18 protein-coding genes are annotated in these 14,564 nt (G+C 37.1%); 8 read left to right on the top strand and 10 right to left on the bottom strand.

The window, feature by feature from the left end:
- Positions 1 to 177: 177 nt before the first annotated feature.
- Together J2R98_RS07750 and J2R98_RS07745 are read right to left on the bottom strand one after the other, a co-directional pair.
- Entirely contained in the window at positions 178 to 1,629 is a 1,452-nt protein-coding gene (locus J2R98_RS07750; protein WP_307067719.1) for an alpha-amylase family glycosyl hydrolase, read from the bottom strand.
- A gap of 62 nt (positions 1,630 to 1,691) precedes the next feature.
- Positions 1,692 to 2,081, bottom strand: a complete 390-nt coding sequence (locus J2R98_RS07745) for a YisL family protein (RefSeq protein WP_307067718.1) — start codon at positions 2,079 to 2,081, stop codon at positions 1,692 to 1,694.
- A gap of 203 nt (positions 2,082 to 2,284) precedes the next feature.
- Here J2R98_RS07745 and J2R98_RS07740 point away from each other — a divergent pair, with 203 nt between their 5' ends.
- Positions 2,285 to 3,475, top strand: a complete 1,191-nt coding sequence (locus tag J2R98_RS07740; RefSeq protein WP_307067716.1) for an ornithine--oxo-acid transaminase — start codon at positions 2,285 to 2,287, stop codon at positions 3,473 to 3,475.
- Between the two features lie 207 nt (positions 3,476 to 3,682).
- On the opposite strand, the gene J2R98_RS07735 is transcribed toward J2R98_RS07740, so the two are convergent.
- From J2R98_RS07735 to J2R98_RS07715, 5 genes are all read right to left on the bottom strand, one after another.
- Entirely contained in the window at positions 3,683 to 3,922 is a 240-nt protein-coding gene (locus tag J2R98_RS07735; protein ID WP_307067714.1) for a hypothetical protein, read from the bottom strand.
- A 14-nt stretch (positions 3,923 to 3,936) separates the two neighbouring features.
- A complete protein-coding gene (locus J2R98_RS07730; RefSeq protein ID WP_307067712.1) occupies positions 3,937 to 4,218 on the bottom strand; it encodes a hypothetical protein in 282 nt (93 codons plus the stop codon).
- A gap of 82 nt (positions 4,219 to 4,300) precedes the next feature.
- Positions 4,301 to 4,822, bottom strand: coding sequence for a GDYXXLXY domain-containing protein (locus tag J2R98_RS07725; RefSeq protein WP_307067710.1), 522 nt, complete (start codon positions 4,820 to 4,822; stop codon positions 4,301 to 4,303).
- The gene (locus J2R98_RS07720) at positions 4,809 to 6,011 is read right to left on the bottom strand and encodes a DUF2157 domain-containing protein (protein WP_307067708.1); all 1,203 of its coding nucleotides are present in this window, start codon (positions 6,009 to 6,011) and stop codon (positions 4,809 to 4,811) included. Before J2R98_RS07720 ends, J2R98_RS07725 begins: the two co-directional genes overlap by 14 nt.
- Position 6,012: 1 nt before the next feature.
- Positions 6,013 to 7,173, bottom strand: coding sequence for a DUF418 domain-containing protein (locus J2R98_RS07715; RefSeq protein ID WP_307067706.1), 1,161 nt, complete (start codon positions 7,171 to 7,173; stop codon positions 6,013 to 6,015).
- A gap of 118 nt (positions 7,174 to 7,291) precedes the next feature.
- On the opposite strand from J2R98_RS07715, the gene J2R98_RS07710 reads away from it, so the two are divergent.
- Genes J2R98_RS07710 through J2R98_RS07685 form a run of 6 tightly spaced genes read left to right on the top strand, consistent with a single transcriptional unit; the run spans position 7,292 to position 9,116 of the window.
- Positions 7,292 to 7,504: a spore germination protein gene (locus J2R98_RS07710; RefSeq protein ID WP_307067704.1), complete on the top strand. Its 213-nt coding sequence runs from the start codon at positions 7,292 to 7,294 to the stop codon at positions 7,502 to 7,504.
- Complete coding sequence (locus J2R98_RS07705) at positions 7,501 to 7,725, top strand: spore germination protein GerPB (protein WP_307067702.1); 225 nt, start codon at positions 7,501 to 7,503, stop codon at positions 7,723 to 7,725. Before J2R98_RS07710 ends, J2R98_RS07705 begins: the two co-directional genes overlap by 4 nt.
- Positions 7,726 to 7,730: 5 nt before the next feature.
- Positions 7,731 to 8,312 carry a spore germination protein GerPC gene (gene gerPC, locus J2R98_RS07700; protein ID WP_307067701.1) on the top strand — a complete coding sequence of 194 codons (582 nt, stop codon included), beginning with the start codon at positions 7,731 to 7,733 and terminating at the stop codon, positions 8,310 to 8,312.
- Complete coding sequence (locus J2R98_RS07695) at positions 8,302 to 8,481, top strand: spore germination protein GerPD (protein ID WP_146815839.1); 180 nt, start codon at positions 8,302 to 8,304, stop codon at positions 8,479 to 8,481. Before gerPC ends, J2R98_RS07695 begins: the two co-directional genes overlap by 11 nt.
- Positions 8,482 to 8,484: 3 nt before the next feature.
- The gene (locus J2R98_RS07690; protein WP_307067697.1) at positions 8,485 to 8,862 is read left to right on the top strand and encodes a spore germination protein GerPE; all 378 of its coding nucleotides are present in this window, start codon (positions 8,485 to 8,487) and stop codon (positions 8,860 to 8,862) included.
- A 32-nt stretch (positions 8,863 to 8,894) separates the two neighbouring features.
- Positions 8,895 to 9,116, top strand: a complete 222-nt coding sequence (locus J2R98_RS07685) for a spore germination protein (RefSeq protein WP_307067696.1) — start codon at positions 8,895 to 8,897, stop codon at positions 9,114 to 9,116.
- A gap of 137 nt (positions 9,117 to 9,253) precedes the next feature.
- On the opposite strand, the gene J2R98_RS07680 is transcribed toward J2R98_RS07685, so the two are convergent.
- Both J2R98_RS07680 and J2R98_RS07675 read right to left on the bottom strand, forming a co-directional pair.
- On the bottom strand, positions 9,254 to 11,152 hold the full coding sequence (locus tag J2R98_RS07680) for a heavy metal translocating P-type ATPase (RefSeq protein WP_307067694.1): 1,899 nt from the start codon (positions 11,150 to 11,152) through the stop codon (positions 9,254 to 9,256).
- Positions 11,153 to 11,327: 175 nt separating this feature from the next.
- Complete coding sequence (locus J2R98_RS07675) at positions 11,328 to 12,800, bottom strand: ATP-binding cassette domain-containing protein (protein ID WP_307067692.1); 1,473 nt, start codon at positions 12,798 to 12,800, stop codon at positions 11,328 to 11,330.
- 424 nt (positions 12,801 to 13,224) lie between these two features.
- On the opposite strand from J2R98_RS07675, the gene J2R98_RS07670 reads away from it, so the two are divergent.
- A complete protein-coding gene (locus J2R98_RS07670) occupies positions 13,225 to 14,232 on the top strand; it encodes a DUF3231 family protein (RefSeq protein WP_307067691.1) in 1,008 nt (335 codons plus the stop codon).
- A gap of 73 nt (positions 14,233 to 14,305) precedes the next feature.
- Here J2R98_RS07670 and J2R98_RS07665 read toward each other — a convergent pair whose 3' ends face one another.
- Positions 14,306 to 14,530: a hypothetical protein gene (locus J2R98_RS07665; protein ID WP_307067689.1), complete on the bottom strand. Its 225-nt coding sequence runs from the start codon at positions 14,528 to 14,530 to the stop codon at positions 14,306 to 14,308.
- Positions 14,531 to 14,564 lie beyond the last annotated feature (34 nt).

Raw genomic sequence — 14,564 nt, 5'->3', positions numbered from 1 at the left:
CTTCGCTTTCCGTGGGCGGCTGGTGAGCCTCCTCGTGCTACGCACTTGGGGTCTCACCCTGGCCTTTGCTCCCACAGGAGTCTACGCATTTTGATTCCGCTATGTGACTGCTCAACTATGATGAAATGTTAAATATTCGTGTTTTCAGCACACTCTATCCCTTTTGTCCCAGTCTCTTTATTCATTACTATTTTGTTCTTGTTCATCCATACGATCTTGTCTTCTGTTTTTACGATACATAATAATCGCAAATACGATAAATGCTCCTAGAACACCGAAGAAAAGCGACGTTAGCGGCCAATAAATACCTTGGTTCGGCTGTACGTTATATACGTTAGACGATTCGCGTTCCAATGAAACTGTGTATGTCCCATCTTCATTTTCCCGAATCAAATCATCTTCAATTAAACCGCGCATTTCCATATCAGATGGTAAATGGTCAATATCGGCATATTGAAAGTTTGGGCTGTTATTAATTGCTACAAGTACACGATTTCCCTCATGTTCACGCTCAAATACTAAGAAATAATCGTCGTCATGTAAAACATTAATGTCACCATGGCTTACTTCAGGAAAATGATCATTGAAGCTTTCTAACTTCTCAATGTGGCGAATCAATTGCTCATCACCACTTAAAAAGTTAACCATCGCATGGTGGCTATTGTCCTCAACTAACCCATCAGATGGGACTTCAGTACCTTGGAATAACCATGGCTCATTCGGTGTCATATATAAATAAGTTAATGCCATTTTCCAACGTGTAATCGGGTGAAAACCGCTTTCCTCCATAGCTCTTGTAAAGCGATCTGTCGTGTAGTGATCCATGTAATGAACGACACGTTCGTCATCTAAATACGGATCATTTAATATTGGATCATAGTCTACTTCAATTGTTTTAAACAATTCACGCGCATCTTCACGAAACTCACCATGAAGCACACGATCAAAACCTGCATCTAAAATGGATTCAACGTTACTTTCATTGAAATCTGCTAACTCGCTAATCCAAAATTGATTCGACAACTCATTTGTAAGCGTATCTACATAAGAGACTGGTAATTGATCAGCGTTTGAAATAAAGAACCCTGATGTACCTAATGTTTCTTGCCACTCAGTCATTTGCTCTAACAAGTAAGCTTGTGCTGGTTCATCTTCCAATTGAACTGTTCCTTCTTCAGTTACCCACTCTTCTTCCACTATTGGACTATTTTCGCTAACTTGTTCTATTGGAAAGTGTAGAATAACCTCTATCCCTGCTTCATTGAACGATTCTACTAACTCAATTGCATCCTCAACTGAGCCAAATGTTTGTTGAATTTGTTCGTAGTCCAAAACAGTCTGACCTGTGTAATCATCACTTGCAAAAATCGGTGATAGCACAACATGAGAAACACCTAAATCATCAATATGACTGATACGATCAGCTATACCGACAAAGTCACCACCGTGAAAACCGAATGGATCATTACGATCTACTCCTTCTTCTGTTATGCTATTGGAATTTTGAAAACGATCGATCAAAATATAATAATAATTGTTTCGCTCATCACTCTGCTCAGCTTGTCCGATAATTGGGAAAACAAGCATAAGTGCGACAAGTGAAACTAATAAAACGGTTAATCGTCTCATCGCTGTTACCTCGCTTTAATTACTGTTATAAAATAGAAAAGTCCCTTTAACAGGGACTCTTCTTAAGGTAAAAAGCCGAATGGCAAACGTCCGAATCCTAATGCTAATGCAATAATTAATGCAAAAGCAAGCTGTAACCAGCCAGCGAATTCTTTTTTACCTTTTTTAGCTTTTGCTAAAGTCATTTCCATTGCAGCAATGACCCATACCCCGGCGATCAATTTAATAATCGATTCAGCGAAATACTCACTTTGTACACCGAAGTAAAATCGGAAGAATAAGTCAGCCCCTGTTGCAATAACAAGAACATAAAATAAACGTAACGTCATTTGTAAAATTTTTATCGGTTTCTCTTGTTTATTTTGCTTAATCATGACATAAGCAATTACGAATAGAATAATTGCTGCACTCCATGAAAAAATATGTATAAGTGCCATTTGTTGATGGTCCATAGTACATACCTCCTTTTATGTCTATCCTATCACGTTTTAAAAACGTATGCGATAAAATTGTTGACAACTTTGAAACAATCCATACAAACAGTTATAATAACTAATAGCGTTAGAAATTTTAACCGCTAAGGTTATTCAGTATTTTAACAAAAAGCCCCCTAACCATTACATAAGTGGGCACTAACTTTCTCAGGAGGGATTTTATGACTCGTAACTCTGAACAAATAATTAATCAAACAGAACATTTTGGCGCAAATAACTATAAGCCATTGCCAATTGTTGTATCAAAAGCTGAAGGGGTCTGGGTTGAAGACCCTGAAGGTAATCGTTACATGGATATGTTAAGTGCATATTCTGCCGTTAACCAAGGTCATCGCCACCCTAAAATCATTAATGCACTTAAAGAACAAGCTGATCGTGTAACATTAACTTCTCGCGCATTCCACAATGATCAATTAGGTCCATGGTATGAAAAGATTTGTAAGCTGACGAACAAAGAAATGGCTCTACCAATGAACACAGGAGCTGAAGCTGTTGAAACAGCTATTAAAGCTGCGCGTCGTTGGGCATATGACGTAAAAGGTGTTACTGAAGACAAAGCCGAAATCATCGCTTGTACAGGCAATTTCCATGGCCGTACCATGTCAGCGGTTTCTTTATCATCTGAGGCTGAATATCAACGTGGTTTCGGACCGTTACTACCAGGAATTAAAGTCGTCCCTTACGGTGATATTGACGCTTTACGCGATGCGATCACTGAAAATACAGCCGCATTTATTTTCGAACCAATCCAAGGTGAAGCTGGTATCGTTATGCCACCTGAAGGGTTCTTAAAAGAAGCGTATGACGTTTGTAAAGAAAGTAACGTACTATATATGGCTGACGAAATTCAAGCTGGTCTAGCTCGTACAGGTAAAATGTTTGCTTGTGACTGGGAAAATGTTGAACCAGATGTATTAATTTTAGGTAAAGCACTTGGAGGCGGAGTATTCCCTATTTCATGTGTTGTTGCAAATGAAGATATTTTAGGTGTGTTTAACCCTGGTTCACACGGGTCAACATTCGGAGGTAATCCAATTGCTAGCGCTGTATCATTAGCATCACTAGAAGTTTTAGAAGAGGAAAACCTAGCTAAACGCTCATTAGAACTAGGTCAACATATGCTTGATGAGCTCCGTTCAATTGATAATCCAATGATTAAGGAAGTTCGCGGTAAAGGATTGTTTATCGGAGTTGAGTTAAATGAACCTGCTCGTAAATATTGCGAACAGCTTAAAGAAAAAGGATTATTATGTAAGGAAACTCATGAGAACGTCATTCGCTTCGCACCACCATTAATCATTGAAAAAGATGACTTACAATGGGCGATCGATAAGATTAAAGAAGTATTATAAACATGAACAAACCCCGAACGAATTCATAACCGAATTTGTTCGGGGTTTATTTTAGGACCTAATATATTTGTCTGTTCAACTGTTCAATTTTAAATTACCTTCCTAAACCGTTGGTATCAGTTAATCCGCCATTCTGTCTCACCTTCAATCTTTGTAGTTTAAGTTTACAAATGAAAAGATCACCCGGTTTTAACCGAGTGATCTCATTTATACGACAAATTCTACAACGCCACTTAAGAAAACAAAAATAGCAATGACGACTATAACAGCGCCGAACAGTTTCTTTCCTTCAACAAAGCGTCTAGCTGCCATTAAACCAAGCATAGCACTACCTGTAAACAATGCTATTGTAATGAAGACTGGGTCCGCAAACCATCCTAGAATGATAAATAATAACGTTACAAATGATAATACAATTTCATAAATTAATAAACGATTCGAATTCATTTTATTCTCTCCTTTTAAACAACCCATAAATAGATGATATAAGATAAAATTGCTAAACTAACGATTAATTGAAACGAAAACTGATACTTTCCTAAACGCTCGGTCAACTTGCCGATGAACATCGACATATAAATCGTACCACCTAATAGGAGAACGACGACAAGGAATTCCATAACTCGCCCTACATAAAGGACGTGAAACACATGACCATTTGCATTTAACATAATTAAAATAAATACACCGACAAAAAAGACAAAGAAACGTGATGTTAACTCTCTAAATGATAGATCTTTCATATGTGCACCTCAATCTCATTACAATATCTCCGCTTCATATTGTAACTGAAAACATCACGTAACACCATTATTTCATTAACGTTTAAGGTTCGACTTGAACATTTTCAACTTCAACAATCTTCTTTTGTCCCCATGGTGACAAGGCGATCATTACTAACATTCGCTCTTGGGAAGACTCAATTTCATCTTGCTGTTCATAATGTGGATGATAGCGGTCAAGACCTAAATCAATATGATGTACTTGTTCTTGATCTTGATAACGATAACGTGCCACGATCACAACATCATCACTTTCTGCACTCATTTCACGATCAGAGGCTGCCTTCAAATGATAAACCCCTTGTTCATCAGGGGTTAATAAAACATAAATCCGTTGATTAGACTTTACACCTTCAGTTACAAACCAGTTTTCCGGACGGACGGTTTCAGCTACATAACTTATGTCAACATAATCACCATAAAAGACATCCTCTGTATCATATGCTTCAGTTTGAATCGTAATCACTTTACCAAACTGATCTAATGCATAACTGGAAGTGACCATAAACAATAGAACGACGACTTGAAATCCAACAGCCATAAATAACACTCTACGTCGCATCATGCTCATCACTTCCTTTCATTTGATTCTGTTGATATCGATTCAATAACAACCCAACTATCAATAAAATAATACCACCGGTTAAGAAGAATAATGTGCGATCTAACGCTACCCAAGCGACTTCTACATAAACAATGCTGACACTAATTAAAAAAGCAACGATTCCAAGTTTTACTTTACGACCATCCTTCAGCTGATCACCTTCAATCAGTTTACCAATCGAAAACGCGAACAACACGAGAGCAGCTAATAACGTCGTTAATTCAGGCCAGATGAATACTGGTAAAAACAACACTAGTTGTATAGCACCAAAACGTTCACGATTTAAAACCGCCATTAACACAGCCAAACTTAAAAATGGAATGAGAAATAAATAATAAACTACATCATTTACGACAGACTGCCAACTCCAATTAAAAAATAAAGCTTGATAAACGACTATAATAAACATACTTAAAATCGAAACGCCTTGTAGAGGCTTACTTATAACACCTGTTTTAATGATATAACTAAATAAATATAAAATAAGCGCAAAAATTGTATACCAGTAATACGTTAACTCTTCGATTGAAAATGCAAAGAGCAAAACAGCTAACAAACTAGTAAACAACCACATTAGTTTCTGTTGTTTTATAAAATAACCAACCGTTCCATAACCAATAACAAACAATGCCATAAGCAACCAATCAAAATCGTGCAACTGAATCGTCGAAACGAGCTGGCCGATAAAGACGACAACTAATCCAAAGATCCAAATATACACTTGTGGCTGACTTAAGTATATGAGCAATACAGCAAGCCCCCACACTAAAAAAGCAAACGCACTATTCATACTAAAGTGATACATATCTCCTAAAAGGAATACACCAGCACCAAAAATAGACAGAGCGACTAAAAAAGCAAATACACCAATTCCTTGACGATTCTGCATAAAAGCACGAGCCCCAACGATGTAAAACACAAGCATAGCGCCCATAATTAAAACCACTCGCCATATATGATGGATTGCAGTCCAATTTGCCGCAATTAATGACAGACAAGCAAGGCCAATTAAAACAGCCGCTAAAAAGAAAAATAGCATCGGTGTGGACTGTCGTTCATATCGACTAATAATTGCTTCTTTTTGTCTCTCATCGATAATCCCTTCTTCCACCCATTTCTTTGATTCTGATTCAATCCAACCTTTTTTCACGTTACGACCTCCTTTTTAGCCGCTGCACCTTCCCATAAGTCAACGTACGATACACCCATTCGAAAGGGCCGTACTGAAACACTTTTAAGTACCAAATACTCAACCCGACTTGCACACTATACACGATGACAACATAAACCATTAAATCTATTATATTGAGCTGACCGTAAAAATTAAACCCAACACCATAAAAGAAAACAAACCCGATCAATGACTGTAATAAATAGTTCGTCAATGACAACTTACCAACAGGTGCAAGAATTGATTGAATGACTATACCACGACCATAACTAAAGATGACTAGTAAAATTAAGAAATAAAATAAACTTGAGAAAGACCCGCCAATGCCCTGCTTAACATAATCTAACCAAACAGGGTCACCTGTTAAATAAGGGCCAATTTTAAATAAACCGAATACGACAAGCGAAATCACAATCCACCTTTTAATTGATTGAATATGTTCTTTCGGGTTCGTCACCCAACCCATTTTGACTAACACAACACCCACTAAAAACATCGGCAAAATCGTTAAAATCATTAAAACTACTTGTAACGGATTAAACATAACTAACCAATCTGCAACGTTACGTTCAAATATGTCAGTATATGTGCCTGTATATAATGCGAAAGACTGACCGATCGATTCTTCATCACGATAATCCGCCAGAAATTCCCGCGTTGCATAATTCATAAGCGTCATGAACGCTGTAACCGAACCGAGCATCCATGCTGCCCATTTCAACAACGAACGAACAGGCTTTTCGATTAACCATATCGTTAAAAGCCCTACGATACTATACATAAGTAAAATATCGCCATACCAAATGAAAATTCCGTGCGCTAAGCCGATTGCCCCTAACACGAACATCCGTCTTCTCAACACTGACTTTGCTTGGCCGCTCACTTTTTCTGTTAGGCGTTCATACATTATGTAAATGCCGACACCGAATAATAATGAAAACAACGGATAAAAACTAGCTTGAAAAAAGATCCCGATCAACGTTAATAAAGCTGAATCCGTTGGCGATTGATAAAACGAATCAAGTCCACCGTACATAAAATGAGGTGAATGAAACGCCAGCACATTCACAACTAAAATGCCTAATAAGGCAAAACCACGAATAGCATCTATTGATTGAATTCGATTTTGATTCCCTTCCATCCTCTCACCTCTTCTCTCTATTATAATTCATTTCTAGTTATTGACAAAATCAAATCTGATTTTAACGGTGACAAATAACTATGAGATACATATATTAATATGAAAGGAGATTGGTTATATGCCTGCATTTGTAGGAGCAGTAAACGTTGTGGCAGTTGATTCCTCAAGTACTTTTCAAATCGGCGATACGTATATGATGCAGCCGATGAGCAGTGCCAAAACATTTGCAGGTGGCGGTTCATTTAATACGGGGCAAAACATTGATATTGAGCTTGGCGTTTCTAATGTTTACATTGACCCTGGCTTTTTGTTTGAAGGTGGGAAACTATGAAGCTAACAGTACACCAACAAATTCATATTAACTTTCTTAAAGTTGATGCAATTACGAACTCCTCTATTTTACAAGTAGGAAGCTCTGGTTCCATTCAGGCCGTATCGAACGCCTACAATACAGGGGAGTATGATGAACCAGCTCAACCTGCAGAACCGCTTGACCAACCACTCGTAAGAATTCCGAAACTACCAATTCCTGAACAAATCGAGAAGGAGTGAGCGATATGCACGTCCATCCTTATATCATCGAAAGATTAAATCGGCTCGAGCAAAAAGTAGATTATCAAATGGAACAGATGACACAAATCATATCCTTGCTCCAACAATTAAATGAAGAGGAACAAACAGAGGAAAAACAGGCAACCGTTGATACGATTGAGTACCATTTTGAACAATTAAAAATCGAAACTTTAGAAGGAACATTAAACATCGGCCTAACGCCACACCGTGATCTTCCTTTTGAACAGCTCGATTTACCTAAACAGCAAGGTTTAACCGAAATGGAACAAAACGCCCTGAAAGAATTAGAGCCATTCATGCGTGAAGAACTTCCTAAAAAAATCGATACAATTGCAGGCGAACATAGTGTCGAGTTAACAGACGAGTGGAAAACCCTGCTCATACAAGATGTTCATAAACAAATTCCGAAACGTGTTAAAGAGTATTTAAATACGATGAGTCCTAATGATCGAATGACAGTAGGCTCAGACAGTTTTTCATATATAACGAATCATATTCGAAAAGAAATATTAAGTGGGATCAAAGACCACATGTTAAAAATAAAGGAGCATCCTGATGAACGTTAACTTCGTAAATGAACAATTAAGTGTTGGTAATATAGAAGTGACCGGGGTCTCATCATCTTCACTTTTTATAGTTGGAGATGCTGACCACTTACAATTCACATCAACTTTTGATACACCTCCAGAATCGTACTTCATTGAAAGTGTCGTCCCATTCTCAGCAGGTCGATAAACGATGAGAAACAGTGTTGTTAAAACGGTAAACACAACTACTTTAGAGTTCTCATCGTCTTTACGAATCGGGGATACGAAATACTTAACTCCCCTTTCAATCGCCCTTGCAATCCAACAAGAAGGTGCATATTTTACTAGAGAAGTCCAAAGACGACACACATTTATGAATTATGACTTTTTCACTGACCCACTGCCAGAACACCTAGCTGACTTCCGACCAAACATCACCCGTCACAACAAAGGCGATATTAAAGTTGGTCACATCAATGTGATTGGTGCAACCGCAAGCTCTACTATTCACATTGGTTCAGTAAAACAAGGCGATTCCGTCGCCCGCGTCAAACATATACGTCATCTTCTAGATACAGATGAACAATAAGTGTGGGAATTTATAATAAGTAGGTGATTGATTTGCCATCCATTGTAGGACCGTTAAAAATTAATAGTGTAGATGGTGGAGGCACAGTAAACTTTGGTGACGCTTTTTACATTTCACCAAAATCATCTTCCAAAACTAACGCAGGTGCTGGTGCGTTTAATACAGGTATGATGGTTCAAACTAATAGTCTATTAAGCTCATCTAACCCGATTGACCCTGACTATAAAGATCAACCAATCGTAGCGAATAAATAATGAAAAGGCTGGCTTCATGCCAGCCTTTTCTAATAAGTGTCGGATGAGCGGGCATAACTGTCGGACGAATCGCCTTATTGTCGGACAACAACCTCACATATAAAATGGATGCCAAGCTCAATTGACATCCGCTTCACCTATTCTTTCAACATCCTTAATCCATTTAAAATAACTAAAATTGTACTGCCTTCGTGAGCAATCACACCATAAGGCAGCGTCAAGTTTTGAGAGAAGTTCGCGACGATTAATAATAGAATAACAGAAATCGAGAATACGAGATTTTGCTTAACAATGCGGTTTAAACGAGTTGAGAGATTAAACGACAAGTTGATATTTTGTAGTTCACTATTCATGAGGACCATATCCGAAGTCTCAATCGCTACATCCGTTCCTGACCCCATCGCAATACCAATATCCGCTTTTGCCATAGCCGGCGCATCATTCACACCGTCACCGACCATTGCAACCGAACCGTATTGTTTTCTCAAGTCATCCACTTGATGAACTTTTTCTTCTGGGAGACATTGCGAAATCCACTCTTTGATGCCTGCTTCTTCACTAATTTTCCGTGCTGTTTGTTCGTGATCACCTGTAATCATAATCGTTTTAATACCACGATCATTTAGTGACTGAATTAACGCCTTTGCTTCAGGGCGAATTTCATCTTTAACAGCCATCACACCGATGACTTCACTACCTTTTACAATGAACATAATTGTTTTACCTTCATTTTGAAGTGCTGATTTCCGCTCTTCCATCTCCTCAGACAACTTTTCACCAGATAAGATCTCATTGACGAGTTGTTCATTCCCGATATACCACGCCTCTTCTTGCACGACAGCTTTTACACCATGTCCTGTTAATCCTTCAGTCCACTCCACATCGAGTCCATTACTCACATTTTGCTTTTCTCCATAAGCGACAATCGCTTCTGCAATTGGATGATTAGATTGCCTTTCAATCGCAACCACTTGATTTAATACATCTACTCGATCGACACTACTTGTCACATAAAAATCTGTCACAATAGGTTGACCTTTAGTAATCGTACCTGTTTTATCAAACGCCACAGCCTTCATTTTCGAAAGTTGTTCAAGATACGTGCCACCTTTCATAAGTACACCTTTCCTTGCACCAGTACTAATGGCAGATAAGAGCGTCGGCATAATTGAGGCAACGACAGCACATGGCGATGCTACTACTAACAACACCATCGCGCGATAAAACGTCTCTTCAAAATTAAGGCCAAATAACAATGGCAACGTCAGCATAATACCAACGACGACTAATACGGTAATAACATAAGGCCCTTCAATCTTTTCAATTAACTGCTGACTTGGTGGGCGGTTTTCTTTCGCTTCTTCCACAAGTCGAATCATCTTTTGGAACAATGAATCTTTATTTTCTTTCGTCACTTTTACAACGAGTGATCCCGCACCATTAATCGTCCCGTTATACACTTCATCCTGTTCCTTTTTATCAACTGGAAGCGACTCACCTGTGATTGTTGATTCATCAACTGAACTGTGCCCACTTAAAATAACACCATCAACTGGAATACGTTCACCATTTTTCACAAGTACTCGGTCACCTATTTTTAGATCGTCTAATCGAACTTGCGTGACAGAATCATCATCATTTAACTTATTGGCTTCATCTGGTGCAAGTTGAATTAATTTAGATAAATCACGCTCACTTCTTTGATTCGCATACGTTTCAAGTGCACCACTCACAGAGAAAATAAATATTAAAATAGCTCCTTCATGCCAATAACCGATTGAAGCTGCACCAAGCGCTGCGATAATCATTAAGATCTCAACATTTAACGTACGGTCGTGAACTAAATCAAGTACGCCTTCTTTCGCCTTGTAATAACCACCGACTGCATACGTTAAAGAATATAGCACTGCTGTTAAAGCAGGATTCCCCCAAGATTCAGATAAAAATGCGACAACTAAAAGTAAGCCACCTAGACCTGCCATAATGATCTCACGGTGACGAACGACTTTAGCTTTTAACGTGTTAGGATTTCCCATCAAAAACACCCCTTCGTTCTATTTATAATTTATATCATTTTATAATCATTATAAATAAAATATTATCATATTACTTACTCTTATTGAACTAATATGCAAAAAATGATTAATAAGGAGCATTTATAAACTTTCTCATACAAAAATCCGCTTGGCTCGATTGTCCAAGCGGATTCTCTCAGCGATAAGGAATCAATTCTATTCTTTTTGTAGCCATGGCATCGACAAAAAACTCATTATGATCCACACCAATCATAGTTGGTTTGTAAAAGTTTAAAGCACTAATCAATTGTTGGACCACCATGATATCTAAACTATTCGTCACTTCATCCCAAATAAATAACTCATTGTGACCTAATAAAGCATTGGCTAAAAACACTTTTTTCTGTTCACCTGCACTCCAATGCTTACTAGAGGATTCAGTAAACCGCGACCTCTTAATTCCTAATTGATGTAACAAGTATAAAAATTCTTCACGCTCTTGTTTTAAAGCGTATTCTTGTAAAGCTGAGGCAATATCTAATATGTCCTGATTCGTTTGAAAAAGTAGCGAACAATGATCAGGTAATCTAATATGATAGTCACCAATTGTTTCAAACTTTTCTTGACCTAGTATAAAATTAAGTAAAGTCGATTTACCGACACCATTTTCCCCTTCAATAAAAAGCCTTTCTCCTGGTTCAACATCTACATTAATTGGCTCAAACAAAGGTCTACCATCTCTTAAAATTGAAAAATGACGTAAAGACAACACTTGCTTCCTAGGGTGATTAACCTTCAATTTTAAATCATTTTCTTCTTCAATATTGTTAATGAGGCTTCTTTTTTCATCAACCATCTCTTCCGTTCTCTTCTTAATGGCTTTTGCTCGTTTCATCTGTTTAGCTGCTAGACGCCTTTCAGAAGAGTCTTTCGTGCTATTTTCTCGCTTATTACCCCAATTGTTAACTTGACTTGACACCTCATTTAAACGTTTTATTTCCTCTTGCAGTTTTTCATTTTTCTTCTTAGTGAGCAAATCAGCATTCAGTTTTTCAGCCTTCCATGTTTCAACATTCCCTGATATAACATCAATCGACTGTTTATTAATCGCTAAAATATGATCCACAAATTGATTTAGGAAATGTTCATCATGACTAACAACTATAAAACCTTTCTTCTGATTTAAATATTGGCCCACAACGTGTCTACCATGTGCATCTAAATTATTAGTAGGTTCATCAATTAGCGGAAACGCACTTTCATTTAAAAACAATTCGACTAACAAAACCTTCGTTTGTTCGCCACCACTTAAAAGATTAAACCTCTTATCTAATAAATCCGGCGACAAACCGATTAAATTGAATTCACGCTCAATTTCCCATACTTCTACATCTAAATTTTGTTTCTGTAATACTTCAAGTGTTGTTAGGTCTTCATGTAATGCTGGATATGATGGAAAGTATTTAAACCTCAGTGTTGAGTGTATATTTCCCTCAAATTCAAATTCATTTAAAAGAAGTTTTAAAAAAGTCGTTTTTCCCCTGCCATTTCTTCCAACAAGACCTAATTTCCAATTTTCATGGATGTTTATATTAACGTCTTTTAAAATAGGTTTAACCATTGATAAATATTTGAATGTTAAATTTTCTATTATAATGTTTCCAGACAACACAAAACCTCCGATCTCCTTCTGAGATAGGAGGCGGTGCATACCAAAATATAGACTTAAAGATGGTATACTTTAAGCCAATAGATTAGAACATCACGCAATAACCCTACCTCAGAAAAAATCAATTAAGACATAACTAACCCTATTCAGAATGTCAAAAAACACTTGAATAATAAAAGTTATAAAAACCACTGATCATTTCTTAAAAAGTTAGAGTTATTGAATCATGACTATATATTCATCCTTCCATATATTATTGTATTTAACATTATACAAATAACCACTTTTTGTCAAACCAAGACCGATAGGCTTCAGAGTAAGTTACCTTTTCAATAATGCCTTCTTGAATTAATGCTTCCGTTAGTTTAACAACAACCATAATAGAATATTGTTTTTTGGGAATAATTGTTGTTGAGGTGGTTATATGAATAAAGAAGAGCTAAAACTAACATCTGCTGAAATAGGGACGTTATGGGGTCAATATATTAATGGAACCGCTGTAGAGGTAATCAATAAATATATGCTATCCATTATAGAAGACGAAAAAATAAAAACACTTTTTGAGGATGCACTAAAGGTCTTTGATCAACAAAAAAATCAAATCTCGCAATTCATTGAAAACGAAGGCTTCCCAGTTCCTATTGGGTTTAATGAATCATCAGACCTTAACCAAGGGACTAAAAGGTTATTTTCCGACATCTTTTGCTTACATTATCTACATATTATGACACTACATGGTCTATTAGGACATTCTACATCTTTAAGTTCTTCTGTAAGGAAAGATTTAAGACATTTCTATGATTCATGTAATAATGATGGAATGGGGTTGTATCATCGAACGACAGAATTATTATTAGAAAAAGGTCACTTTCAAAGGGATCCATATTTTTACCCTGAAGAAAACCCGGAATTTGTTTCGGGCCAAAAATTTATCGATGGTTTTTTCGGTGATAAACGTCCTTTAGCATCTACAGAAATCCTAGCCCTTTCGCTTAATTTAAAAAAGAAGGTAATGGAGAAATCACTCTCTATTGGATTTGCTCAAGTCGTACAGTCAAAAGAAGTAAGAAAATTTCTAGAGATTTCACAAAATGCATCAGACCAGCAAATAGAATCGTTGGGCACTGTACTAAAACGTGATAATTTACCCGTTCCAATGTCTTGGGAAACCGAGGTCACAACATCTCAAGATGCTCCTTTTTCAGATAAGTTAATGATGTACCATATCGGATTTTTACTCCAAACTTCGCAATCTTATCACGGCGCCGGTCTTGCAACTGCAATGCGAACAGACCTTGTCACTGCATATGAGAAAATCGTATTAAAAAATATAATGATCACAAAAGAATGGTTCAACTTAATGACCAAACATAAATGGTTAGAAGAACCACCACTGGCTCCAGATCGGAAAGAAATTGCTAAAGATAAGTAAAATTCTAAATGCCCTCAAATGAGGGCATTTAGATAAAAACTTGCCGTTTGATAATAAAACAATCATTAGCATTCTAAACTGAACTATGAAACCATACGTCTTTCATAATAATACCCTTGTTAAAGTTTTGTATAGTTTCTGGCTCACGACCATCAAAATGTTCTAAAAAAAGCAATACACCGAAAATAGCCACAATCGCAATAATCGTTATTGAAACCGCACCAGCAATGATCAAAAACACCATCTTCCAATTGATTCGTCGAATAACATGTCCCATTGTACTAAGCCAATTTTTCACAACATCATTCCCCTTCATCCCTAATGGAAATTGG

Origin of the sequence: Alkalibacillus filiformis (genome assembly GCF_030814115.1) — a bacterium.
GTDB classification, from domain to species: Bacteria; Bacillota; Bacilli; order Bacillales; family Alkalibacillaceae; genus Alkalibacillus; species Alkalibacillus filiformis.
Note: the sequence above shows the minus strand (reverse complement) of the source record. Positions and strands in the feature narration are given on the sequence as shown.